The sequence below is a fragment of the Bacillus sp. B19-2 genome, from assembly GCF_022832475.1.
GTDB classification, from domain to species: domain Bacteria; phylum Bacillota; class Bacilli; order Bacillales; family Bacillaceae; genus Bacillus; species Bacillus paralicheniformis.
Window position 1 is genome coordinate 598013 of the sequence record NZ_JALHKQ010000003.1, and the last position, 23828, is coordinate 621840.

Below are 23828 nucleotides of genomic sequence, written 5' to 3' on the forward strand. Positions count from 1 at the left end.
TCAAACTGGGCAATAGGAAAAGGTGGCTTCTTCCATGCTGTGTATCCAGCAAGCTGCTAATTGCTAGAGGGGGGCTAGTCAGAAGAAAGCCAAACGAGCAATTCACATCAATATATCATCTATTTCTGCTATATATGAATAAGATTTTCTGGATATGCCGTATGTTTTTGACCAAGCAGAAGCTGTCACGATACCTTGAAAATCGTCAATCGAGTGATCATGAAAAGGAAAATCGGCTTTGTCGTATATGTGGACATGCAAGGATTTTTCAATCATATTGATCATGAATGGTTGATGAAATTTATTGAGTTGAGAACCGGGTCGGGTTCAAAGTTTTAACGTCTTAATTGCCGCTTTCTCCGAGCCGGGCATTTTTCTTTGGGAAAGGTGAGGTATTAACATATGGCGGGGCGCCCCGAGGGGCGATGATGCCTGCAGCTCTTGCAAATGTCTATCTTCATTATTATAGGAGGAACTCACGGACAAAACAAAACCGTAAAAGATTTCAAAACAAATCGTGCGGAAAGTATATGAGCTAGTCAAGCTAAGATGATAAGGATGTGAAATAAATGAGGAAAATAAAAATGTTTTGTCTTCCATACGGAGGAGGATCAGCTTCGGTATATTTAAAATGGACTAAGCTGACCAAAAGCTTAGATATTATCCCGGTCGAATTGGCCGGGAGAGGTTCCAGGATACAAGATCCCCAATATACTCACATAGATGAAGCTGTGGAAGACGTTTGCGGCTATATAATGAAGCATAGTGATGATAGTCGATTTGTCATTTTTGGTCATAGTCTAGGAAGCTTAATCGCTTATGAATTATATTTTGCTTTAAAAGCACAGAAATCTTGTGCTAAACCATTAATGCTTTTTTTGTCTGGTAAGAATCCACCTGATGTTGTTTCAAGACGATTGCGACATAAATTAAGTGACGAGGAATTAAAACGGGAATTACATGCTTTAGGAGGCTTGTCAGAGGAAGTATTACTATACCCGGAGATATTAGAATTATTTCTGCCTGTCATTAGAAACGATTTTAAAATTGTTGAGCAGTATGTGATGTCCACTGAACATGGTCAAGTAGATTGTCCGCTTGTCATATTCAACGGCAGACAAGATAGACTGACTTCCTTGAATAAGATGGAACGGTGGCATCAATTCACGACATCTAAATGTGAAATTCATCATTATGATGGGCATCATTTCTTTTTGTTTGAGCAGCAATATAATATTATGAAACAAGTGGAGAATTTGGTAAGCAGGTACAGTTAAGAATTTCATATAATTAGAATAGCTAGCTGGAGGTTTTTTCCCTTCGTTCGTTTACAGGAATCATCGTTTGTCATTGCGCTCCCAGTATAGTAATTGTTTCGTAATTCTTACGATAATCATAACCTGCATTGGCAAGCTCCTATCTGTCTTTAAACTCGAAGCATGGTATTAGCTTTGGATCTACATTCCATCAAAGACATGAGCAGATGTAACTTCCATTAAAGGATATTTAGATTTGAAAAAACACGAACTTGACTGAAATTAATTTTCCTCTGTCAACGGTAACAGACAAGTTGGGAACTTCTTCAATACATAAATTTTACACACGCCGATCTGAAATCCTTAATAGATCAACGAATTTCTGTGCTAATTAGGTCGACATGTCCTGGGGTATCATACATAACGTCATAAATACATCAGAATAAGCTCTTATATCGTTTAGTGAAAAGGTCATGTAAGAAATTGCAGCGTATCGATGACGAACACTAATGATATAGGAGTTTTTTTCGTAACAAACAGAAAAGGATATTAGCCATTTATGGAGACATACCTGTACCATACTCTTCCGCTTCTACTGGGGACGGAAAGTATTTAATGAATTCATTATAATTTAGAAGCCTTTAGTAGTTATTACTGTTACTGACAATGTATATTGACCAGAAAATGAAGAGCTCAGTTGTCCAGACTTTGCTAGATATCCTGACCAAAAAAGGGAAGCGGTGGGTGACCAAGCTTCCCTGACGTATTTAGTTTTCAATCTCATAAATCTCATTTATCCGTAAATTCAGCTTCACCTCATACAGGCCTTTCTCTACATACCATAAGCGTTGCTCAGCTAATCCGAGACGACAAGGCACACTTACATCTTGACCTAGTCAAAGATGAAAAGTTTCCCCAGAATCCATCGCCTTGCCGTTATCCCATTCCACTTTTAACCAGTAGCATAAGCTTTGGAATACCACATGTATCTCTGTCACGACAGCTCTTCTTGAATGACATGTTCACCATATGATCGTCAATGATCCGCCGGCTATTTTGGGCTCCATACAAAAGGCTGTGTATACAGACTTTGTTAATAAGCCTTGGAGTTCCACTAGAAAATCGATGTATCTCTTCCAAAGCACCATCAGAAAAGAGGTGCTGGTCAACTCCTGCATATTCCAGATGTCGTGCGACATACTCATCTACTTGTGTCCGATCATAGTGACTTATTTTAAATTGAATATCAATCCTTTGCCGTATGGCGGAGTAGGCTTGAAGACGAAGGCGATCCCATAATTCACTCTGTCGGGGTTTATTTCCAAAGTGGAAGTCTCAATATGATGGTGAAAAAGATCAATACATATGTCCGATGGGCAGACACTTTTTTACACAACAACCGACCGAAACGGCTACAGATTTTACAAATCAAATCCTGAAAAGTGCGCCTCATGCCCTCTGCTTGAGAACTGTACAAAATCGAAAAACCATCAGAAGGTCGTTTCGAGACACATATGGGAGGACCATAAAGAAAAGATCAGGCAAAATCGTTTGTCTGCCTCTGGAAAAATCCTTTATAAAAAAAGAAAAGAAAAAATAGAGCGAAGCTTTGCAGATTCAAAACAGCTGCATGGGCTTCGCTATTGCCGGTTGAGGGGGAAATGTGAACGAACAAGTTCTCCTCACAGCCGCTTGCCAGAATATGAAGAACCTAGCAAAGCTAGGCTAGGGGTGTGGGAGGGCTTTTTCTGTTCTTTACTTAAACCAAAATACATACAAGCTTTTTATAAAATAAAAAAAGCTTGTAGAATAACACGGGGTTTCTCTACAAGCTGGAGCTGGCCCGCTAAGGGTCAGCTTTTTTCTTTTTCTAACGGCGCGAGCATGCGGAGATGCCCGTTTAGCACCTCGATTGAAGCCGGCGTTTTTGTGCAGATTTCGCCGTCTGTATCGGCTTCCATTGGAAGAGTGGTTTCAACTTGAACGGTTTGCCCCTGATAATAGGAGAGCTCGCCTTCAAAGGAATCCCATTCGGGATCATCCATTGCAAAAAGCTCTTTCAATGCAGCCAGATTTGTATTCCGGCAGACGAGGATGTCCGCTTTTCCGTCGTTAATGCTCAGCTGCGGAAGGGGGATCTTGTTCGTTCCGATAAATGGTCCGTTCAGCACGACCACCATGACCGCTTCGTCAGTAAACTCTTCTCCGTCGATCGACAGGCGGAAAGAGAAAGGCTCAAGATTGGAGATGGTCCGCAGGGCGCTTGTAAAATAACTGATTCTCCCGAGCAGCGCTTTTTCCGTTTGATTGATATGGCTGGAAGCTTCCGTGATCAAACCGATGCCCCAAAAGTTGAGACAATAATGATCATTTGCTTTTAAAACATCGACCGGGACAGGCTGTCCATTGACGAGCGCTTCCGCCGCTTTTTCAATGTTCTGGGGGATGCCGAGCGCCCTCGAAAAGTCGTTGCATGTGCCGCCCGGGAGGATGCCGATATCTGGCTTCGTTTGAAGCTGGCTGATGCCGTTAATGCATTCGTGCACCGTTCCGTCACCGCCTAATATAAACAATTGCCCGATATCCTCCCCGATCTCCCGGCAAAATTCGAATGCATCATGTTTTTTTCTCGTCGGTTTCACGATGAGTTCGTCTATAGCCTGTGAAAGAACAGGTACGGCAGCACCGAGTGTTTTTTCAACATTTTTTTGTCCTGCATTTCCGTTGTAAATCAGCATTGCTTTCTTTCGGTTCATAAAGGTGCTCCTTTATTTGATAGGGTCTTTACTTATTTTTCCCCGGGCTGCCTGCGCCATAAACCTGAAGAAACACGAATCGCCTGATTTGCGGTCCGGACGGTTTCAAAGTATCATTAGAACAGATGAGCAAACAGCGCCTTTAGCATCATGCTGAAAGCGGCTAAAAAGGAGAGATCTTAAAGTGAACATGGATTTTAATCTGTTTATGAACGATGTCGTGCGCCAAGCCAGACAGGAAATAACGGCTGCCGGCTACACCGAACTAAAAACGCCTGAAGAGGTCGATGAAGCGCTCACGAAAAAAGGCACTACGCTTGTGATGGTCAACTCCGTCTGCGGCTGTGCAGGGGGAATTGCAAGACCTGCCGCACATCATGCGGTTCATTACGATAAGCGCCCGGATCATCTCGTCACCGTTTTTGCCGGACAAGACAAAGAAGCGACGGCTCGAGCAAGGGAATATTTTGAAGGATATCCACCTTCTTCTCCGTCATTCGCTCTTTTAAAAGACGGGAAGATTTTAAAAATGGTCGAACGCCATGAAATTGAAGGCTATGAACCGATGGCTGTCATCACTAAGCTTCAAGGATTGTTTGAAGAATACTGTGAAGAAGTATAAGGGAAAGGAAATACCGCCTGCCAAAACATATGGCAGGTTCAGCGTGTCGACAAACCCTCGCATTCGTTGTCAGGCCTGCGCGTCGGTGCTCACGAATTCCAACATTCGCTCCGTTCCGATGCTCGGCCTTCCTAGACTGCAAGGGTTTTCAATCACGCTGAAAGGATGACAAAATCCCAAAACTAAGAGCCGTTTTGGGATTTTTTCAACAATCTGCGCCTGCCAAAACATTGGCAGGCTTTATTTGTGTATAAAAATTCTTTTTATATGCAATCAGAAAGATAAAAACGAAGGTTTTTAATTGGTATTTAAAGGCTTATTTGAAGGTTTTTCAGTTATTTTTCAAAATGGTATTGCATCTGGCCTAGAAAATGTTTAAAATACATATCAACGAATAAATATTCAAAATGGTTCAGGGGGATACACAACATGAAAAAATGGATGTTACTGGTAGTGACAGCATGTCTCACATTTGCATTGACTGCTTGCGGGACGAGCAGCGGTTCTGCTGATAAAAAAACATTGGTGATGGGAACTTCAGCCGATTACCCGCCTTTTGAATCGAAAGACGGAGATAAAATTGTCGGTTTTGATGTTGATCTGGCCAATGCACTGGCTAAAAAAACGGGCCATGAAATCGAAGTGAAAGACATGGACTTCAACGGACTGGTGACCGCTCTTAAAACAAACAAAGTCGACATCGTGCTTTCAGGAATGACGCCGACACCTAAACGCAAAAAGCAGGTCGATTTTTCAAACGTCTATTATACGGCTCACAACATGATCGTTACAAAAAAATCAAGCGGCATCAAATCGCTTGACGATTTGAAAGGAAAAACGGTCGGCGTGCAGCTTGGCTCCATCCAGGAAGAAAAAGCGAAGGAGCTTACGCCGGATTACAATTTAAAAGTTGAAAACCGCAACCGCATTTCGGATTTAACCGAAGAAATCAAAGCGGGCCGCTTCGACGCAGCAATCATAGAGGATATCGTTGCTGAAAAATATATTGATAAAAATGAAGAACTGGTTGGCTACAATCTGCCGAAAGAACCGGATGAAAAAGCCGGCTCCGCGATCGCCTTCAAAAAGGGAAGCGATTTGACCGAGAAGTTCAACAAAGCGCTTGAAGAAATGGAGAAAAGCGGAGAACTTGAAAAGCTGAAAGAAAAATGGTTCGGCGGAGAAACGAAAAAGTAAGCGTGAAAAGTTCAACTCTTTGTTGAACTTTTTTTTCTAAAGCGATGTGCGCCTCTTTGATGATGAGGCGGGAGAGGGAGAGTCACATGAATTTTCTTGATTTTTCAACTACAATACCCGAGATGCCTTTCATTTTGGAAGGCTTGGGCGTTACCTTAAAAGTGGTCGCGGCTGCGGCCGTGCTTGGATTTTTGCTGGGGGTTGTGATTACGCTTTTAAAAATCAGTTCGATTAAGCCCCTCGCATGGATTGCCGATTTTTACACTTCCATATTCCGGGGAACACCGCTCGTTCTGCAGCTGATGATCGTCTATTACGGGCTGCCTCAGGTGCTGGGCTTCGATATTGATGCTTACTGGGCGGCTGTCATCGCATTCGGCTTAAATTCCGCCGCTTATGTGTCAGAAATCATCAGAGCCGGAATCAATGCGATCGACAAAGGGCAAAAAGAAGCGGCGATGGCGCTGGGCGTCCCGTATGCAAAGATGATGAAGGATCTCTTGCTGCCGCAGGCCTTTAAAAATATCATGCCGGCGCTGATCAACGAATCGATTACACTGACAAAGGAATCGGCTGTTGTCACCGTCATCGGACTCGGCGATATTATGAGACGAAGCTATCAGGCGGGAGCGGCGATCTACAGCCCGCTTGAGCCGATGCTGTTTGCGGGTCTCATCTACTATGTGCTCGTTTTGATACTGACGTTTGTCGGCAAAGCGATTGAAAGGAAGCTGAATGTCAATGATTAATGTTCGCAATCTCTCAAAATCTTTCGGAAAGCACGAGGTGCTTAAACATATTTCCGTTTCCTTTGAAAAAGGCGAAGTAGCCGCTGTCATCGGCCCGTCAGGCTCAGGCAAATCAACGTTTCTGCGTTGCTTAAACCTGCTTGAAAAGCCGACGGAAGGCAGCATTTTCATTCAGGATCAAGAGATTACAAGCCCGAAAACAAATGTGCTGAAAATCAGAGAGAACATCGGCATGGTCTTTCAGCATTTTCATTTGTTCCCGCATAAAACTGTTCTTGAAAATATTACGTATGCACCTGTCCATGTCAAAAAAGAAAGCAAACAGGCGGCAGCGAAAAAAGCGGAAGAACTGCTTGAGAAAGTGGGGCTTATCGATAAAAAAGATGATTATCCGAACCGTTTATCAGGAGGGCAAAAGCAGCGCGTCGCGATTGCGAGGGCGCTGGCGATGAATCCGGACATCATGCTGTTTGATGAGCCGACTTCGGCCCTTGATCCTGAGATGGTCAAAGAAGTGCTCCAGGTGATGCAGGATTTGGCGAAAACCGGGATGACGATGGTGATCGTGACGCACGAAATGGGCTTTGCCAAAGAAGTCGCCGACAGGGTGCTTTTCATGGATGAAGGAACCATTGTCGAAGACGATGATCCTAAAGCGTTTTTTTCTTCTCCAAAATCAAAAAGAGCTCAAGACTTTTTAGAGAAAATACTATAAAATAAGCTGAAGAAGATGCTGATCTTCTTCTTTTTTATTCACTAAGACTAGCAGAAAAGATTGGGGTTAACGATGTTTAAAATAGGTTATCGCACATTAAAAACAGCGCTTGGAACAGCATTGGCCATCTATATCGCACAGCTGCTCGGCCTCCATAATTTTGTGTCGACAGGGATCATCACGATCCTCTGTATTCAAGTGACGAAAAAGCGGTCCCTTCAGGCATCATGGGCCCGGTTTGCGGCATGCATTCTTGCGATCGTTTTTTCATACGCGTTTTTTGAACTGATCGGCTATCATCCGGCTGTCATCGGTCTGATGCTGCTGTTCTTTATTCCGACAACCGTTCTTCTGAAAATAAAAGAAGGAATCGTCACAAGTTCGGTCATCATCCTTCACCTTTATATGTCAGAAGGGATCACCCTTTCTCTCATTTGGAACGAATGCCTCATCATCATCACGGGAATCGGCGTTGCCCTGCTGATGAATTTGTACATGCCGAGCCTCGATAAAGAGCTCAAACAGTATCAGCAGAAAATCGAAGATAACTTTGCCAAGATTTTTGAAGAAATCGAACGCTATTTGCTGACCGGGGAACAGGATTGGACGGGAAAAGAGATTCCTGAAACGCACCGTTTGATCAATGAAGCGAAGACCCTGGCATACCGCGATGTGGAAAACCATTTTCTCAGGCACGAAAACCTCTATTATCACTACTTTAAAATGAGAGAAAAGCAGTTTGAAATTATCGAAAGGGTGCTGCCGAAAATCACGTCGATTTCGATGACGGTTGAACAGGGGCATATGATCGCAGCGTTTCTTCATGATTTAAGAGGAGCCATCCATCCCGGCAATACGGCTCATAAGTTTTTGAAGCGGCTCGTGAAAATGAGAGAGGAAATTGATGAGATGGAGCTGCCGACGACGCGCGAAGAATTTGAAGCGCGCGCCGCTCTTTTCAATTTTCTCGGCGAAATGGAACAATATCTTGTGATTAAGAGCTACTTTAAAGGAATTAAATCTCCTGCATAACCGCATGAGTTTCTCCTTCATTGGTCAATCTAATGAAACAGGGGGAAACCCGTGCGGTTTTTTCTATTCTTGCGGAAGTCCGGGCTTGAAAAAAAGCAGGCGTTTCTCCGCAAAAAGAGCCGCCTGCTTTCATGATTTGTATTAAAAAATCATGCTGAGTCCGGTAAGCAGAGTCGTCAGCACCATGACGCCGATCATTAAAATAACCATGAATTTGATGAATTTTCGAGACAAGCTTTTCACCTCTGTTTTTTAATCTCCCATTATTTTATACTGCTTTTTTTCATCGGACAAGTTTCGTGTAAGAATCAAATAGAGAAGGGGCAGAACGTGATGAATATGTTTGAAAGAGTTGACGATTTAAACAACAGTCGCCAACAAGCTTTGCTTGGGGGCGGGCAGGAACGGATCGACAGGCAGAAGCAAAAAGGCAAGCTCACCGCCAGAGAGAGAATAGATCTTCTGCTTGATGAGGGAACATTCACTGAACTGAATGCCTTTGCCAGAAGCCGGCAGTCCGGCGCCCCGTTAGGCGACGGGGTTGTCACGGGATTCGGAAAAATCGACGGGCGGCCCGTTTATCTGTTTTCCCAGGATTTTACCGTCACCGGTGGAGCGCTCGGAGAAATGCACGCCAAAAAAATAGCGGCCGTCATGGATCTTGCCCTCAAAAATAAGGCCCCTTTCATCGGTCTGAACGACTCAGGTGGTGCGAGAATTCAAGAGGGTGTGCTATCATTAGATGGATACGGTCATATTTTTTACCGAAATGTCCTTTGCTCAGGCATCATTCCGCAAATCTCTGTCATACTCGGCCCTTGTGCGGGCGGCGCGGTTTATTCTCCAGCTTTGACCGACTTCGTTTTCATGAACGAAAAAACCGGACAGATGTTCATCACCGGTCCGAAAGTCATCAAAACGGCGACAGGCGAAGCTGTCAGCTCCGGAGAATTGGGGGGCGCCTATATACATAATTCAATCAGCGGGAATGCCCATTTTTCCGGGGATTCCGATGAGGCCGTCCTTAGTGAGGTGCGCAAGCTCTTGTCCTACATCCCCCAAAATCACGAAGAAAAGCCCCCAGCCAAGGCGAGAAAGGCGAAAGATCATGATATAAGGCCTGCTTTAATGACGATCCTGCCTGAAGACGGTCAGCGGCCGTATGACGTCAAACAGATCATCGCGGAAATCGCAGACAGCGGAACATTTTTTGAAGTGCAGCGCCACTTTGCCAAAAACGCGGTGATCGGTTTTGCAAGGATAGCAGGGGAAACGGCGGCGATCGTGGCCAACCAGCCGAAATATTTAGCAGGAAGTCTCAGCATGGATGCGGCTGACAAAATCGCCCGGTTTATCCGTTTTTGCGATTCCTTTCAGATCCCGATTTTGACTTTGGTGGATTGCCCGGGCTTTCTTCCGGGAATACGCGAAGAGCACGGCGGGGTGATCAGGCACGGCGCCAAAATCCTTTACGCGTATGCGGAAGCCGCCGTCTGCAAGGTGACGGTCATTTTAAGAAAAGCATACGGCGGAGCATATGTCGCTTTAAACAGCAAGGCGCTTGGAGCGGATGCCGTGTTTGCATGGCCGAATGCAGAAATTGCAGTGATGGGCGCCGGAGAAGCTGCGGATGTGCTGTTCGCGAAGGAAATCGAACGGTCAGAAGACCCGCAGGCCGCCCGGGAGGAAAAAATCCGGAAATGCATGCAGGCTTCAAGCCCTTTTACCGCTGCAAGATACGGCATGGTAGACGATATCATCGATCCGAAAGAGACGCGGAAGAAGCTGATCCAAACGTTTGACATGCTGAAGAGCAAAAAAGAAATCCGGCCGGACAAAAAGCATGGAAATATACCGCTTTAAAAAATGGAGGGGAAACTAGCATGAATGAAAAACGTCTGTTAGAAGAGTTTTTAGAACTTGTGCAAATTGATTCCGAGACAAAACACGAAGCTGACATCTGCAAGGTGCTGAAAGAAAAATTTGCGGCGCTTGGAATGGATGTCGTGGAGGATGACACAGCGCAAAAAACGGGGCACGGAGCGGGAAACCTCGTGTGCACGCTTCCGGGAACGAAAGAGGCGGACACGATTTACTTTACATCCCACATGGATACGGTCGTACCCGGAAAAGGCGTGAAGCCGGTCATTGAAGACGGATATGTCAAAACAGACGGCACAACGATTTTGGGAGCTGATGACAAAACAGGCCTTGCAGCGATGCTTGAAGCCGTAAAAGTGCTGAAAGAAAAAAACATTCCGCACGGAACGATCCAGTTCATCATTACGGTCGGTGAAGAATCGGGGCTTGTCGGAGCGAAAGCTTTAGACCGTTCACTGATCAAAGCCGATTATGGATATGCGCTTGATTCCGACGGGAAGGTCGGCAATATTATCGTAGCAGCGCCGACACAGGCGAAAATTAGAGCAACTGTCTACGGAAAAACGGCTCATGCCGGAGTAGAGCCGGAAAAAGGAGTCTCCGCGATCACGATCGCTTCAAAAGCGATTGCCAAAATGCCGCTTGGCCGCATCGACGAGGAGACGACGGCTAATATCGGCCGCTTTGAGGGCGGAACGCAAACCAATATCGTCTGCGATCAGGTCGACGTTCTCGCTGAAGCCCGTTCGCTTGTTCCGGAAAAAATGGAAAAACAGACCGAAAAAATGAAACAGGCGTTTGAAGCAGCAGCCGCTGAAATGGGGGGCAGAGCCGAGGTGGAAATCGAAGTCATGTACCCGGGCTTTAAATACAAAGACGGGGATCTCGTCGTTGAAATCGCCAAAAAAGCCGCCGGGAAAATCGGCCGTCCGTACGAGCTATTGACGAGCGGCGGAGGAAGCGATGCGAACGTCATCGCAGGCCACGGCATTCCGACTGTCAACCTTGCAGTCGGATATGAACAGATCCATACGAAAAACGAAAAAATGCCGATTGAGGAACTTGTCAAAACTGCAGAGATGGTCGTTGCCATTATTGAGGAAGTAGCAAACCCGTCATAAAATCGGGTTTTTACAGGGGAAATCACCGTTTCAGCTCCATCCCGCCAGTTTTGGCGGCGTTCTCGAACGAACTGGCCTCTCATCAGCGTCACGATCGAGAAGATGGAAGGGAAACACAAAAAAGCTTGCGCCTTTAAGGCGCAAGCTCTTTTATTTCGTAGCCGATTCAGCAGGCTGAATGGCTTTTTTGTTTTTTTGGTAAACTTGATGAAGCACGACGGATTGAATCGTCAGAAGCAGTCCGCTTGTCAGCCAGTACAGCGGCAGGGCTGCAGGGACGTTGATCGAAAAGATCGTCATCATCACAGGGAAAAAGAAGCCCATAATTTTGGCGGACTGCTGAGCCGCCGGATTTGATTGTGCGTTCTGTGCGTTCAGCTTTTGAGACACATAGAACTGGATAAAATACATGAACCCGGCGCATAAAGATACGATAATATCAGAATGCCCGAGGTTAAACCAGAGAAAAGAGTGTGAAGCAATTTCGGGCGTCGAGCGGATCGCATAATAAAAACCGATCAGAATCGGAAACTGAATCAGCATCGGCAGGCAGCCCATCGCCAGCGGATTGATGTTGTGCTTTTGGTAAAGCTGCATCATCTCCTGCTGAATTTCCCTCTGCTTCACAGGATCTTTCGTCTTTTTTAGCTTGCTTTGAATCGCATCCAGCTCAGGTTTGACAAGCGCCATTTTTTCCTGCATGGCCCGCTGTTTTTTATACTGGTTGGCAAACAGCGGAAAGACGAGAACCCGGACGATGATTGTCACAAAAATAATCGACAGTCCGTAGTTTCCGTGGAAAAATCCGGCGATTCCTTTAATCAGCTCTGAAAAAGGCCCCACGACATAATGTTGGAAGAAGTTGTCGCTTCCTCCGGTACTGCCGGTGGCTGCCGAAGCTTGTTCACCTATAAACATGGTCATGATCAAAAACATTGCAGTCGCAAATAATTGTTTTAATTTCGTGTTCAACACGTTCTCCTCCTTCTGAATAAAAGGGCCCGTCTGCCGGACGCCTTTTCCCGTTTAAATTGAAAGAAGAAGGGAACGGTGGTCTTCATCGTCGTTCGATGAAGCTTTCATGCGAATGACTTTACTTATCCATACCGTAATGCGATGATATAGGATGATAAGAAAATCGATTGCGGAAACAAACTGTATTGCATGATATTCTTCAAACCGTTTCGTTTTCCAGCTGTCGCCCGTACTGCAGTCCTTGAGGATGAGGGCGATACCGATCGCCGTCAGTGCGGGAAGGACGATTGTGAAAAACTCAAACAGTAAAAAAGCATCGTTGAAAGATTCAAGAATCATCTATTATCACTTCCGTTTCATTTAACATCTTACTATATGAAAGCCGGGATGTCTAATCTGAGTACCAGGAGGGAGCCGTTTTGTCTGCTGATAAACAAAAGGGGAGAGTCATCTTTCATATCGATATGAACAGCTTTTACGCGTCTGTTGAAATGGCGTATGACCCTTCGCTGAAAGGCAGGCCGCTCGCCATCGCGGGAAATGCAAAGGAGCGGAAAGGCATCGTCGTCACGTGCAGCTACGAGGCGAGAGCACGCGGGGTAAAACCGCCTATGCCGCTTTGGGAAGCGAAGCGGCTCTGCCCTGAGCTGATCGTCAAGCCGCCGAATTTCGACCGCTACAGAAGCTCTTCAAGAGAAATGTTTCAAGTGCTCAGGGAGTATACGGACCTTGTTGAGCCTGTTTCCATTGATGAAGGGTACATGGATTTAACGGACACGCCGTACAGAAATCGGGCATATGAAACGGCGAAGGAAATTCAAGAGCGCCTTCAAGAAGAACTGCTCCTTCCGTCAAGCATCGGGATCGCTCCGAATAAATTCCTGGCCAAAATGGCTTCGGATATGAAAAAACCGCTCGGCATTACGATATTGAGAAAGCGCGAAGTGCCCCGGATTCTTTGGCCCATGGACATCAGCGAGATGTACGGAGTCGGCCGGAAAACCGCCGAAAAGCTCAAGACGCTTGATATCGAAAAGATCGGCGATTTGGCTGCCGCAGATGAGTATGCCTTAAAGCGCCTCCTTGGTATCAACGGCCCCCGTTTAAAAAGAAGGGCAAACGGCATCGACGCAGGAGAGGTGAATCCCGACAGGATATACGAATTCAAAAGCGTCGGCAATTCTTCGACTCTCCCGTATGACAGCACAGATGAGAAGGAATTGTGCGGCCTGATTGACAAGCTTTCCGTCTCAGTAAGCGACAGGCTGAAGCGAAAAGAGGTCATGGCAGCAAAAGTTTTCATCATGATCCGCTTTGCGGATTGGACGAACATAACAAGAAGCAAGACCCTTCAGAATCCGACCGATTCAAGAGAAGACATTGCGAAGGAAGCGAAAGCCCTTTTCAGGCAGCATTGGCACGGAAGCCCTGTCAGACTTTTAGGCGTGACGGGAACAGACCTCGTCAATCGGAAGGAAGCCGTCAAACAGCTTGATTTATTTTCGTTTCATGAGGATGCCAAAGATGAGCCGATCCAAAAAGTGATGGCCGAATTGAATGAAAAATATGGAACAGACCTCATCAAAAGAGGGATCAGGATCGTGAAAAAAGAAAGCAAGACGAGCGGAACAAGCTTTAACAAAGATTTTTTCCAGGACGAGAGACAAGATCAATAGCTTGAAAATGTAGGTCAAAGTGTGGTAATTTCAATTTAAATAAAAATTAAACTAAAATGCTAAACGCTTTAGAAGGGACGTTAGACATGGCAAAACAACAAATAGGTGTAGTTGGTTTAGCAGTAATGGGAAAAAACTTGGCTTTAAACATTGAAAGCCGCGGGTTTACGGTTTCTGTTTACAACAGATCAAGCGAGAAAACAGAAGAGTTTCTGAAAGAAGCCGAAGGCAAAAACGTTGTCGGTACATACAGCATTGAAGAGTTCGTTCAATCTCTTGAAAAACCGCGCAAAATTCTGTTGATGGTCAAAGCTGGAACACCGACAGACGCAACGATTCAATCGCTCCTGCCTCATCTTGAAAAAGGCGACATTTTGATTGACGGCGGAAATACATATTATAAAGATACGCAGAGAAGAAACAGGGAGCTGGCCGAAAGCGGCATTCACTTCATCGGCACCGGTGTTTCCGGCGGTGAGGAAGGCGCTTTGAAAGGTCCTTCTATCATGCCAGGCGGACAAAAAGAAGCCCATGAGCTTGTCAAGCCGATTCTTGAAGCCATTTCTGCAAAAGTGGACGGCGAACCGTGTACGACATACATCGGTCCTGACGGCGCCGGCCATTATGTAAAAATGGTTCATAACGGCATCGAATACGGCGACATGCAGCTGATCTCAGAATCCTACTTTATTTTGAAACACATTGTCGGTCTGTCTTCAGATGAGCTTCACGAAGTCTTTTCCGAGTGGAATAAAGGAGAGCTTGACAGCTATCTGATCGAAATCACGGCTGATATTTTCACGAAAAAAGACGAGGAAACGGGCAAGCCGCTTGTTGATGTCATCCTCGATAAAGCAGGTCAAAAAGGCACAGGGAAATGGACGAGTCAAAGCGCTCTTGACCTGGGCGTTCCGCTTCCGATCATTACGGAATCTGTTTTCGCCCGCTTCATCTCTTCCATGAAAGAAGAGCGCGTTAAAGCGAGCAAGCTTTTGACAGGTCCTGAAGCGAAACCGGCCGCCGAGAACAAAGAAGAGCTGATCGAAGCGGTCAGAAAAGCGCTCTTCATGAGCAAAATCTGTTCTTACGCACAAGGCTTCGCTCAAATGAAAGCCGCATCAGAAGAATACGGATGGGATTTGAAATACGGCGATATCGCGATGATCTTCCGCGGAGGATGCATCATCCGCGCGGCGTTCCTGCAAAAAATCAAAGAAGCGTATGACCGCGATCCGGGGCTTGACAACCTGCTTCTTGACCCGTACTTCAAAAATATCGTTGAAGGCTATCAGGGAGCTCTCCGCAAAACGATTTCCCTTGCGGTTGAACAAGGAATTCCTGTACCTTGCTTCTCAAGCGCTCTCGCTTATTTTGACAGCTATCGCACTGCTACATTGCCGGCCAACCTGATTCAGGCGCAGCGCGACTACTTTGGCGCCCATACGTATGAGCGTACAGATAAAGAAGGCATTTTCCACACTGAGTGGATGAAATAAGATGTAAAACCGCAAGCTGAAAAGCTTGCGGTTTTTTTGCTTTCAGAAGGATGCATGTTTAAGCGGTTCTGTGGAAACCTACTCAAAAGAGAGTTTCAAAAGGAGGAATCAACCCATGTATCCTAGTTTAGAGGGAAAAACGGTCGTAATCACAGGGGCGGGTACAGGTCTTGGAAAAGCGATGGCACTTCGCTTCGGTGCTGAAAAAGCCAATGTAGTGATCAATTACTTCAAGGAAGAAGAAGATCCCGAAGAGACGGTGAAGAAAATAGAAAGCAGCGGAGCGCGCGCGATTGCTGTTCAAGGGGATGTCTCAAAAGAAGACGATGTAAAAGCGCTGATCAGTCAGGCTGTTGATTCATTCGGTTCCGTTGATGTGATGGTGAACAACGCCGGGGTGGAAAATGAAGTACCTTCCGAGGATTTGTCTCTGGAAGACTGGAATCGCGTCATATCAACCAATTTGACGGGGATGTTTTTAGGATGCCGGGAAGCGATCGCCTATATGCTCGACCACCATATTAAAGGCTCGGTCATCAATATGTCGAGCGTCCATCAGCAAATCCCGTGGCCGCATTTTGTCCATTATGCGGCAAGTAAGGGCGGGGCAAAACTGCTGACAGAAACTCTTGCCCTTGAATATGCCCCAAAAGGAATTCGGGTAAACGCGATCGGACCCGGTGCGATCGATACGCCGATTAATGCCGAAAAATTCGCTGATCCCGAATTGAAAAAAGGTGTTGTTGAATTGATTCCGATCGGGTATATCGGAAAGCCGGAGGAAGTTGCAGCTTGCGCAGCCTGGCTTGCATCCGAAGAAGCGAGCTATGTGACGGGCCTGACGCTGTATGTGGATGGCGGGATGACGAAATACCCGGGATTCCAAGCGGGAAAAGGATGAAAAGAAGGCGGGATGCCTTCTTTTCATCATAAGCCCCAAAAAATTCACATAAGATTAATAGAAAGCAAAAGTGCTGTTTACATAGCAATGATAGTGTAGGTTTGTCAACAAAAAGCGGTTATGGAGGGAGTACAATAAGAATGGGTTTCTTACGCAACAGAATCGTCGGCATTACACTGGCAGGCGCAGTCGCTTTAGGATCGGCGGGAACAGGCAGTGCGGCAATGGAAACAGCGAAAAAAAAGGAAGAACCGAAAGTCAAAAACGTCATCATGATGGTCATGGATGGAACAAGCTCTTCTGCAACAACATTGGCACGCTGGTATAAAGGCGAACCGCTCGCAATGGACCAGATTGTCAGCGGCGGTGTCCGGACGCATTCGGCAGAATCGGCGATCACTGATTCTGCACCTGCAGCAACTGCAATGGCAACGGGACGAAAATCAAATTCTGCCTATATCGGAGTGCTGCCTTCAAAGGTGAATACACCAGGTGTCGAGAAGGTCGGTAAAAAAGATCAATACCGGCCTGTGGCAAACGTGCTGGAAGGCGCCAAACAGAAGGGAAAAGCAACCGGCATCATTGCAACCTCTGAAATTCAGCATGCCACGCCTGCCGGATATTCCGGCCATCATAAGGACCGCAATAATTTTGAAGTGCTCGGTGAACAGCAGGTTTATCAAAACATGGACGTTGTCCTTGGCGGAGGAAAAGAATCGCTACAACCGGGTACAAACGATAAAAGCCGCAAAGACGGTGAAGATCTTGTCAAAGTGCTCAAAGACAAAAAGTACGATTTCGTTGAAACGAAAGATCAGCTCCTCAAGTCAAGATCGAAAAAAATTTGGGGCGCATTCTCACAGCGCGATCTCGCGTATGACATGGACCGCCGCGCAACACATCCAGAGCAGCCGACGATTGCAGAGATGACGAAAAAATCGATTCAGACGCTTTCTAAAGACAAGGACGGTTTCTTTTTATTCGTGGAAGGAAGCAAGCCTGACTGGGCAGCGCATCAAAACGATCCGATAGGCATGATCAGCGATGTATTGGCATTTGATAACGCGGTGAAAGAAGCGCTTGAATTCGCTAAAAAAGACAAACATACAATGGTTATTGCCGTCTCCGACCACGGCAACAGCGGCATCTCCATCGGCAACAGCAACACGACGAAAGGCTATGACACAACGCCGGTATCAGCTTATATCGATCCGCTGAAAAAGGCTAAAATGACAGTGGAAGGCGCTACAGGCAAATTAAAAGACGACTTATCGAATATCGAAGAAGCGGCAAAGCTTTACGGACTTGACAATTTAACGCCGGCAGAGAAGGAACAGCTGAAAAGCGTGAAAAACAAAAAAGAAGCGGCTTCATTATTCACCAAGCTGCTCAGCAACCGAGCTAATATCGGATTCACAACAGGCGGTCATACGGGTGAAGACGTCTTCCTGTATTCGTACGGTCCCGAAAAGCCGCAGGGGCTCGTCGATAACACCGACATCGCCAAAACGATGGCAAAAGCAATGGGCTTCAACTTAGACAAATTAACAAACGAATTATTTATCGAAGCAAAACAGGCATTTAAAAAAGCCGGAGCCAGCGTAACGATCGATCAGAAAGATCCGGCTAATCCAGTTCTTGTCGCATCGCGCAAAAAAGCGAAAGCCGAAATGCCGGTGAACAAAAACCTCATCAGAATCAACGGAAAGGAATATGAATTAGGCAGCGTGATTGTTGAAAGCAATGGATCCTTCTACGTGCCTAAAGAAGCCGTTCAGCTGTTCAAAAAATACGCCCGATAATTTGTTTGAAACCCCCTCTTGAAAGAAAAGGGGGTTTTTATTATTCAGAATAAATACATACATTTATTTTTAAATGTATAGACATTTAAAAATAAAAAGATATAATAATAGTTGTGTGAAAGCGTTTTAATAAAGGAGGAGATGACAATGAAGAAGATTTTACTTGCATGCAGTTCGGGTATGTCGACAAGTCTCCTTGTCACCAAGATGGAGGAATACGCGCATTCAATCGGTGACGAGGCAAAAATTTGGGCGGTCGGACAGGACCAGGCGAAAAAAGAGATGGCAGAGGCAAACGTCGTTCTCATCGGCCCGCAAATGAGCTTTTTAAAAGGCGAGCTGCAGAAGGAAGCAGAACAGTACGGTACTAAGGTTGATGTGATTGATATGCTGGCTTACGGAATGGCAGACGGAAAGAAAGCTTATGAACAGGCGCTCAGCTTGATCGGAGATTGATGATGACGGAAAAATTAAAACTCGATGAATTAACTGGCGAACAAATTTGCTTTCAGCTCATTCTTCACAGCGGAAATGCCCGCAGCAAAGTCATTCAGTCCATCAGGGCATACCGTGCCGGCAGCGTTCAGAAAGCAGAGGAGCTGCTGCACCAGGCGGAAGCCGATTTGCAGCAGTCCCATGATATTCATTTTCAAATGATCCAAAAAGAAGCGGGCGGGGAAAAAAGTGAGTTCTCTTTGCTGCTCTTGCATGCGGAGGATCATTTGATGTCGACGCTGACGATGAAGGAACTTGTGTCCGAATTATTGGAACTGTTCAAAGAGAAAAATCTATGATTCGCACTGCATGGCAAAATCGAAGGGGGATAAGAGACCATGTTTGAAAAATTGAGCAACCTCTTGGTGCCGATTGCCGGGAAGCTGAATAACAACCGGTATTTAGGCGTGCTGAGGGATGCGTTTATGCTGGCTTTTCCGCTCACCATTTTCGGATCGATCATTGTCGTTTTAACCAATTTGCCGTTTCTCAATAAAATGATGAGCAAATCGGCGCTTGAAACGTTCCAGTCGGCTTTAAGCATAGCGCCGAGCGCAACGATCAGCATTATGTCCGTTTTCGTCGTGTTCGGGATCGGGTATTATTTGTCCAAAACTTATGAAGTCGAAGCGGTTTTTGGAGGAGTCGTCGCTTTGGCATCGTTCCTTCTGCTGACGCCGTTTGTATTAAACGGCGAAGGCGGGGAAGTGATTCCGAACGTCATCCCGATTGACAGGCTCGGTGCGAAAGGGATGTTCCTCGGAATGATTACCGCCTTTACATCCGCGGAGATTTTCAGATTTTTTGTCCAGAAAAACTATACGATTAAAATGCCCGCCGGCGTTCCGCCTGCTGTAGCAAAATCTTTTGCCGCGCTGATTCCGGCGGTGATGACCTTGTCCGTCTACTTGGTCATCAATATCCTTGTAACCCAAGCGTTCAATACGAATATGCACGATTTAATTTACAACCTGGTACAGGCTCCGCTTGTCGGCCTTGGAAGCGGTATCATTCCGACCTTGATTGCTATATTTTTTACTCAGCTGCTCTGGTTTTTCGGACTCCACGGACAAATTATCATCAACTCTGTAATGGATCCGATCTGGAATACGCTTTCGATCGAAAATTTGAATAGCTATACCGCAACAGGGGAAGTTCCGCATATTATCAATAAGCAGTTTATGGAAGTGTACACCGTCGGAATGGGCGGAACCGGCATGACATTGGCCGTGATTATTGCCATCCTGCTGTTTATGAAGAGCAAGCAGATGAAGCAGGTCGCAAAACTCGGAGCGGCGCCGGGGATTTTCAACGTAAATGAACCGATCATTTTCGGCCTGCCGATCGTCATGAACCCGCTCATTTTTATTCCGTGGGTGATCTCGCCGATGATCGTCACTTTGATTACGTATTTCGCGATGGCGTCCGGGCTTGTGCCGCCGCCGACCGGGGTCACGATTCCTTGGACTGTGCCGATTTTTATTAGCGGAATGATGGCGACCAATTCGCTTGCCGGCGGCATTCTTCAGATTGTGAATTTAGCCGTTGTCTTTATGATCTGGTTCCCGTTTTTGAAATTCATCGACCGGATGAATATGAAAAAAGAGCAGGAAATCAATGCAGCGGAACAAGATCAGACAACGCTAGGACTTTAAAAGGAGATTGATGACATGTCAAAAACAGAACTGCAGCTAGAACAAATTCAATACCGTTTTCCAAAAGGCTTCTGGTGGGGGTCGGCGGCGTCCGCAACCCAGACTGAAGGAGCGGCGGCTGAAGGAGGCAAAGGAAAGAACATTTGGGATCACTGGTACGAAAAAGAGCCAAACCGATTTTTTGACGGAGTAGGCCCTGAGAAGACTTCGCGTTTTTACGAGACTTACAGAGATGATATTCAGCTGATGAAGGAGCTCGGCCACAACTCTTTTCGTTTCTCCATTTCGTGGGCCCGTCTGTTTCCTGAAGGAAAAGGCAGGCTGAACGAGGAAGGAGCTGCCTTTTATAACCAAGTCATCGATGAGCTGCTGGCGGCTGGGATCGAGCCTTTTGTCAACCTTTATCATTTTGATATGCCGCTTGCGCTCCAGCATATCGGCGGGTGGGAAAACAGGCAAGTCGTCGATCACTTTGTTTCATACGCGGAAACTTGCTTTCGGCTGTACGGGGATCGCGTGAAAAAATGGTTTACCCACAATGAGCCGATCGTTCCCGCTGAAGGCGGCTATTTATACGATTTTCACTATCCGAACATTATCGACTTTCAAAAGGCCGTCCAGGTCGCATACCATGAAATTCTTTCAAACGCCAAGGCGGTTGAAGCTTACCGCAGACTCGGAGGCGATGGCAAAATCGGCATCATTTTAAATTTAACGCCATCCTATCCGCGAAGCCGGCACCCGGCAGATGTGAGAGCTTCTGAAATAGCCGACGCTTTCTTCAACCGGTCGTTTCTTGATCCTGCCGTTAAGGGTGAGTTTCCGCAGCTTTTAACAGATATTTTAAAAGAAAAAGGCTATTTGCCTGTCATGGAAGAAGGAGACTTGGAGCTGATCAAAAATCACACTGTCGATCTGCTCGGCATCAATTATTATCAGCCGAGACGGGTGAAAGCGAAGGAGCACATGCCTCATCCGGACGCGCCTTTTATGCCGGAGCATTTTTTTGACCATTATGAAATGCCCGGACGAAAAATGAACCGCCACCGCGGCTGGGAAATATACGAAAAAGGAATCTATGATATTTTAATGAATGTCAAAGAAAACTATGGAAATATTGAATGCTTTATTTCTGAGAACGGAATGGGTGTTGAAGGAGAAGAGCGTTTCCGCGGCGAAGACGGCATAATCCGCGATGACTACCGAATTGCGTTTATCGAAGAACACTTAAAATGGGTGCACAGAGCGATTCAGGAAGGAGCGAATGTCAAAGGCTATCACCTTTGGACATTCATGGACAACTGGTCATGGACAAACGCCTATAAAAACCGCTACGGATTTGTATCTGTCAACCTTGACCAAAACGGCGAACGAACGATTAAAAAAAGCGGATACTGGTTTAAGAAACTTGCCGAGAACAACGGTTTTTAAAAAGGACTCGGTCTAAAAGATGGTCTGCTTGACCATCTTTTTATTTCCGCTTCAAAACCGATATAATGATAAGGAAGGTGTTACAAGCATACAGAATCCTTAGTAATGGTGGTTAAAACATGAGAAAATACGAATATATTTCAAACGAAATGAGGAGGCGGATTCAGGAAGAATACTATCCGATTGATCAGCCCATACCTGATGAGCTTTCTCTCGCCAAAGAATTTTCCTGCAGCAGAATGACGATGAAAAGAGCCCTCGATATTCTCGTGTCAGAAGGCATGCTGTACCGCAAGCGCGGACACGGCACCTTCATTGTAAAATCATCGATTCAGCAGCTTCCCGTCAGTGTGACAGACCGCGAAAACCTCGGGCTGACCAAGCTTCTCGCCAATAAACAAATCGAAAGCCGCATCATTCAATTTGATGTCGAATTCCCTTCAGATGAAGTGGCTAAGCAATTGTCAATCGAAAAGACCGTTCCGGTGTATCATATCATCAGGCTCAGAAAGGTTGAAGGCGAACCGTATGTCATTGAAGAAACGTACATGCCTTCGAATGTCATCTCTGAATTAAATGAAGACGTCCTTCACGGCTCCGTTTACCGGCACATCACCGAGACGCTGAAACTGACAATCGCCGGCTCGCACCGGAAGATCAGGGCGGATAAGTCGAATGCGCTCGACCGAGAGCACTTGGAATGTGCCCCTGACGATCCGGTTCTTGAAGTTGAACAGGTTGCTTTTTTAAATACAGGGGAACCGTTTGAATATTCTTTTGCAAGGCATCGCTACGACAAGTTTGTGTTTTCCAGCGTCCATGTTCGGAAATGAAAAACCTGCATAACCGCGGGTTTTTTGTTTTGTCATGCAATCTTCCGGCATGCTTGTCCTCCGAGGGGATCGTGGGCTACCATCGCTTTAGCGGACGGGAATTTCCGGGGCCGTACGCATATTCAGAACCAGCTGCTCATAAAATTAACTAAATAATTAGAAATAAAACAATATATTGACAACTAATACATTTTTCGTGGTACGATAGGATTGTTATTTGTCCAACAAGCAAAGGGGGAGAATGAATGAAAAAGTGGAAAAGCTTTTCATGGATTGTATTGCTGCTGACGCTTGTCATGGGATTGGCAGCGTGCGGAAGCGGCAATGCATCAGGAAATAAGAACGGCGGATCTGCGTCAAAAGGATCAGAAAGCTACAGTCTGCTGACAGGGGGAACCGGCGGTACATATTATCCGCTCGGCGGTCAATTTGCAAACCTTTGGGAGGATGCAACAGGAGACAAATTTACGACGCAGACTACAGGGGCTTCTGCTGAAAACATGGCAACTCTGCAAAAAGGGGAAGCTGAGGTCGCTTTTTCTCAGACGGACATTGCCACTTATGCCATAGAAGGCAAAGAAATGTTTAAAGAAAAAATTGACGGAATCAAGGCGATTGCCGCCCTGTATCCTGAAACTGTACAGATTGTGACAACGGAAAAAAGCGGAATCAATTCGATTGAAGATTTAAAAGGCAAAACGGTTTCCGTGGGCGCTGCGGGTGCAGGGGTCAATATTAATGCCAAGCAGATTTTGGAGGTTCACGGGATGTCTTTTGACGACATCAAACCGCAAAACTTGTCTTTTGAAGAGTCGACCGACGGCATTCAGTCAGGCGCGATCGATGCCGCCTTTATCACGGCTGGAACGCCTACCGGCGCTGTCGAAGGGCTTTCTGCGCAAAATAAAATCAAAATTTTAAATATTGAAAAAGACAAGCAGGAAAAGCTGATGGAAAAGTATCCGTTCTATGCGGAGGATACGATCAAAAAAGGCACCTACGGCATCGGCAGCGATGTGAACACGGTCGCTGTCAAAGCGATGCTCGTCGCATCCGACAAGATGGATGAGGACACCGTCTATAAAATGACGAAAGCGCTGTTTGAAGCCGATAAAATCAATCATGCCAAAGGCGAGTTTATCAAGCCTGAAACCGCGCTTGAAGGATTGGGCGATATTGAAATTCATCCGGGAGCGGCTAAATATTTCAAAGAAAAAGGGATAGAAAAATCGTAA

The 23828-nt window shown here is 46.0% G+C and carries 22 protein-coding genes and 1 pseudogene; 19 read left to right on the top strand and 4 right to left on the bottom strand.

The features are described from left to right. Positions 1 to 569: 569 nt before the first annotated feature. A complete protein-coding gene (locus tag MST20_RS15400; protein ID WP_243943228.1) occupies positions 570 to 1277 on the top strand; it encodes a thioesterase II family protein in 708 nt (235 codons plus the stop codon). A gap of 1279 nt (positions 1278 to 2556) precedes the next feature. Further along, positions 2557 to 2985: pseudogene (locus MST20_RS15405) on the top strand (transposase); the annotation flags it as partial. A 124-nt stretch (positions 2986 to 3109) separates the two neighbouring features. Here MST20_RS15405 and MST20_RS15410 read toward each other — a convergent pair. Further along, complete coding sequence (locus MST20_RS15410; RefSeq protein ID WP_243943229.1) at positions 3110 to 4012, bottom strand: YegS/Rv2252/BmrU family lipid kinase; 903 nt, start codon at positions 4010 to 4012, stop codon at positions 3110 to 3112. A gap of 184 nt (positions 4013 to 4196) precedes the next feature. Between MST20_RS15410 and MST20_RS15415 the strand changes: the two genes are divergently transcribed. From MST20_RS15415 to MST20_RS15435, 5 genes are all read left to right on the top strand, one after another. Beyond that, a complete protein-coding gene (locus tag MST20_RS15415; RefSeq protein WP_003183325.1) occupies positions 4197 to 4634 on the top strand; it encodes a BrxA/BrxB family bacilliredoxin in 438 nt (145 codons plus the stop codon). Positions 4635 to 5063: 429 nt separating this feature from the next. Next, positions 5064 to 5831 (top strand): arginine ABC transporter substrate-binding protein ArtP, encoded by a 768-nt coding sequence (gene artP, locus MST20_RS15420; RefSeq protein WP_243943230.1) that lies wholly within the window; start codon positions 5064 to 5066, stop codon positions 5829 to 5831. A gap of 86 nt (positions 5832 to 5917) precedes the next feature. Next, positions 5918 to 6580 (top strand): arginine ABC transporter permease ArtQ, encoded by a 663-nt coding sequence (gene artQ / locus MST20_RS15425; protein WP_243943232.1) that lies wholly within the window; start codon positions 5918 to 5920, stop codon positions 6578 to 6580. Then, entirely contained in the window at positions 6573 to 7295 is a 723-nt protein-coding gene (gene artM / locus MST20_RS15430) for an arginine ABC transporter ATP-binding protein ArtM (RefSeq protein ID WP_152847021.1), read from the top strand. Before artQ ends, artM begins: the two co-directional genes overlap by 8 nt. Positions 7296 to 7367: 72 nt before the next feature. Continuing rightward, complete coding sequence (locus tag MST20_RS15435; RefSeq protein WP_020452108.1) at positions 7368 to 8327, top strand: aromatic acid exporter family protein; 960 nt, start codon at positions 7368 to 7370, stop codon at positions 8325 to 8327. Between the two features lie 141 nt (positions 8328 to 8468). Here MST20_RS15435 and prli42 read toward each other — a convergent pair whose 3' ends face one another. Beyond that, positions 8469 to 8561, bottom strand: a complete 93-nt coding sequence (gene prli42 / locus MST20_RS15440; RefSeq protein WP_023855150.1) for a stressosome-associated protein Prli42 — start codon at positions 8559 to 8561, stop codon at positions 8469 to 8471. A gap of 99 nt (positions 8562 to 8660) precedes the next feature. On the opposite strand from prli42, the gene MST20_RS15445 reads away from it, so the two are divergent. Both MST20_RS15445 and MST20_RS15450 read left to right on the top strand, forming a co-directional pair. Next, a complete protein-coding gene (locus MST20_RS15445) occupies positions 8661 to 10190 on the top strand; it encodes an acyl-CoA carboxylase subunit beta (RefSeq protein WP_243943234.1) in 1530 nt (509 codons plus the stop codon). Between the two features lie 20 nt (positions 10191 to 10210). After that, a complete protein-coding gene (locus MST20_RS15450) occupies positions 10211 to 11329 on the top strand; it encodes a tripeptidase T (RefSeq protein ID WP_243943235.1) in 1119 nt (372 codons plus the stop codon). A 150-nt stretch (positions 11330 to 11479) separates the two neighbouring features. Here the strand turns inward: MST20_RS15450 and MST20_RS15455 are convergent, their stop codons facing one another. After that, the gene (locus MST20_RS15455) at positions 11480 to 12304 is read right to left on the bottom strand and encodes a membrane protein insertase YidC (protein ID WP_243943237.1); all 825 of its coding nucleotides are present in this window, start codon (positions 12302 to 12304) and stop codon (positions 11480 to 11482) included. A gap of 51 nt (positions 12305 to 12355) precedes the next feature. Beyond that, positions 12356 to 12643 (bottom strand): hypothetical protein, encoded by a 288-nt coding sequence (locus MST20_RS15460; RefSeq protein WP_020452104.1) that lies wholly within the window; start codon positions 12641 to 12643, stop codon positions 12356 to 12358. Between the two features lie 80 nt (positions 12644 to 12723). On the opposite strand from MST20_RS15460, the gene MST20_RS15465 reads away from it, so the two are divergent. The 10 genes from MST20_RS15465 to MST20_RS15510 all read left to right on the top strand — a co-directional run bounded on the left by MST20_RS15465 (position 12724) and on the right by MST20_RS15510 (position 23828). Next, positions 12724 to 13980 carry a DNA polymerase IV gene (locus MST20_RS15465; RefSeq protein ID WP_279600106.1) on the top strand — a complete coding sequence of 419 codons (1257 nt, stop codon included), beginning with the start codon at positions 12724 to 12726 and terminating at the stop codon, positions 13978 to 13980. Between the two features lie 86 nt (positions 13981 to 14066). After that, complete coding sequence (gene gndA, locus MST20_RS15470; RefSeq protein WP_020452102.1) at positions 14067 to 15476, top strand: NADP-dependent phosphogluconate dehydrogenase; 1410 nt, start codon at positions 14067 to 14069, stop codon at positions 15474 to 15476. A gap of 115 nt (positions 15477 to 15591) precedes the next feature. Continuing rightward, a complete protein-coding gene (locus MST20_RS15475; protein ID WP_243943239.1) occupies positions 15592 to 16377 on the top strand; it encodes a glucose 1-dehydrogenase in 786 nt (261 codons plus the stop codon). 140 nt (positions 16378 to 16517) lie between these two features. Next, a complete protein-coding gene (locus tag MST20_RS15480; protein WP_243943240.1) occupies positions 16518 to 18179 on the top strand; it encodes an alkaline phosphatase in 1662 nt (553 codons plus the stop codon). Between the two features lie 147 nt (positions 18180 to 18326). Next, positions 18327 to 18635, top strand: coding sequence for a PTS sugar transporter subunit IIB (locus MST20_RS15485; RefSeq protein ID WP_243943242.1), 309 nt, complete (start codon positions 18327 to 18329; stop codon positions 18633 to 18635). A gap of 2 nt (positions 18636 to 18637) precedes the next feature. Continuing rightward, positions 18638 to 18973, top strand: a complete 336-nt coding sequence (locus MST20_RS15490; protein WP_243943244.1) for a PTS sugar transporter subunit IIA — start codon at positions 18638 to 18640, stop codon at positions 18971 to 18973. A 39-nt stretch (positions 18974 to 19012) separates the two neighbouring features. Then, positions 19013 to 20329 carry a PTS cellobiose transporter subunit IIC gene (gene celB / locus MST20_RS15495; protein WP_035338357.1) on the top strand — a complete coding sequence of 439 codons (1317 nt, stop codon included), beginning with the start codon at positions 19013 to 19015 and terminating at the stop codon, positions 20327 to 20329. Positions 20330 to 20344: 15 nt separating this feature from the next. Next, positions 20345 to 21760, top strand: coding sequence for a glycoside hydrolase family 1 protein (locus MST20_RS15500; protein ID WP_243943246.1), 1416 nt, complete (start codon positions 20345 to 20347; stop codon positions 21758 to 21760). A gap of 119 nt (positions 21761 to 21879) precedes the next feature. Then, entirely contained in the window at positions 21880 to 22593 is a 714-nt protein-coding gene (locus tag MST20_RS15505; protein WP_065643271.1) for a GntR family transcriptional regulator, read from the top strand. 245 nt (positions 22594 to 22838) lie between these two features. Beyond that, positions 22839 to 23828, top strand: coding sequence for a TAXI family TRAP transporter solute-binding subunit (locus MST20_RS15510; RefSeq protein ID WP_243943248.1), 990 nt, complete (start codon positions 22839 to 22841; stop codon positions 23826 to 23828).

Excerpts from the sequence above, each read along its gene's own strand:
- MST20_RS15450 (WP_243943235.1), top strand. The coding sequence starts at position 10,211 with ATGAATGAAAAACGTCTGTTAGAAGAGTTTTTAGAACTTGTGCAAATT.
- gndA (WP_020452102.1), top strand. The coding sequence starts at position 14,067 with ATGGCAAAACAACAAATAGGTGTAGTTGGTTTAGCAGTAATGGGAAAA.
- MST20_RS15500 (WP_243943246.1), top strand. The coding sequence starts at position 20,345 with ATGTCAAAAACAGAACTGCAGCTAGAACAAATTCAATACCGTTTTCCA.
- MST20_RS15505 (WP_065643271.1), top strand. The coding sequence starts at position 21,880 with ATGAGAAAATACGAATATATTTCAAACGAAATGAGGAGGCGGATTCAG.
- MST20_RS15510 (WP_243943248.1), top strand. The coding sequence starts at position 22,839 with ATGAAAAAGTGGAAAAGCTTTTCATGGATTGTATTGCTGCTGACGCTT.
- MST20_RS15445 (WP_243943234.1), top strand. The coding sequence starts at position 8,661 with ATGAATATGTTTGAAAGAGTTGACGATTTAAACAACAGTCGCCAACAA.
- MST20_RS15475 (WP_243943239.1), top strand. The coding sequence starts at position 15,592 with ATGTATCCTAGTTTAGAGGGAAAAACGGTCGTAATCACAGGGGCGGGT.
- MST20_RS15485 (WP_243943242.1), top strand. The coding sequence starts at position 18,327 with ATGAAGAAGATTTTACTTGCATGCAGTTCGGGTATGTCGACAAGTCTC.
- MST20_RS15410 (WP_243943229.1), bottom strand. The coding sequence starts at position 4,012 with ATGAACCGAAAGAAAGCAATGCTGATTTACAACGGAAATGCAGGACAA.
- MST20_RS15460 (WP_020452104.1), bottom strand. The coding sequence starts at position 12,643 with ATGATTCTTGAATCTTTCAACGATGCTTTTTTACTGTTTGAGTTTTTC.
- artM (WP_152847021.1), top strand. The coding sequence starts at position 6,573 with ATGATTAATGTTCGCAATCTCTCAAAATCTTTCGGAAAGCACGAGGTG.
- MST20_RS15400 (WP_243943228.1), top strand. The coding sequence starts at position 570 with ATGAGGAAAATAAAAATGTTTTGTCTTCCATACGGAGGAGGATCAGCT.
- artP (WP_243943230.1), top strand. The coding sequence starts at position 5,064 with ATGAAAAAATGGATGTTACTGGTAGTGACAGCATGTCTCACATTTGCA.
- MST20_RS15490 (WP_243943244.1), top strand. The coding sequence starts at position 18,638 with ATGACGGAAAAATTAAAACTCGATGAATTAACTGGCGAACAAATTTGC.
- artQ (WP_243943232.1), top strand. The coding sequence starts at position 5,918 with ATGAATTTTCTTGATTTTTCAACTACAATACCCGAGATGCCTTTCATT.
- MST20_RS15480 (WP_243943240.1), top strand. The coding sequence starts at position 16,518 with ATGGGTTTCTTACGCAACAGAATCGTCGGCATTACACTGGCAGGCGCA.
- celB (WP_035338357.1), top strand. The coding sequence starts at position 19,013 with ATGTTTGAAAAATTGAGCAACCTCTTGGTGCCGATTGCCGGGAAGCTG.
- MST20_RS15435 (WP_020452108.1), top strand. The coding sequence starts at position 7,368 with ATGTTTAAAATAGGTTATCGCACATTAAAAACAGCGCTTGGAACAGCA.